Annotated in this window: 1 pseudogene; it reads right to left on the reverse strand. The window is 36.9% G+C overall.

What is annotated here, in order from left to right:
• Nucleotides 1-336: pseudogene (locus OF897_RS21755) on the reverse strand (T9SS type A sorting domain-containing protein); the annotation flags it as partial.

The raw sequence follows: 336 nt of genomic DNA on the forward strand, positions 1-336 counted from the left end.
ATTCTGCGTATTTATCTTTGTTACTTTATTCTTAGTTTTCAAACTTTGCAATTGTCTTCCGCCCATATCATACAAAATAATATCTGCCTCTTTAAAATCAAAGCCAACTTCCACATAACAGTAATCAGATACCGGATTCGGGTAAATCTTAATATCCTGCTTCTCGATCAATTGATCGATCTGGCTGTCACCAAGCTTTACAATCTTCCAGTTTTCCTTACCGAGTTCTTCGGCACTTGTTCCTGCCAAAACAATCGAACCATCCTTATTCATTTTCAGATCTGATAATCTTTCCTCTTTCTTTCTGGATTCTCCTTTCACATGCTTTCTCCATTG

The sequence above is a fragment of the Chryseobacterium formosum genome (assembly GCF_026460885.1).
In the GTDB taxonomy this organism is placed as follows: domain Bacteria; phylum Bacteroidota; class Bacteroidia; order Flavobacteriales; family Weeksellaceae; genus Chryseobacterium; species Chryseobacterium formosus.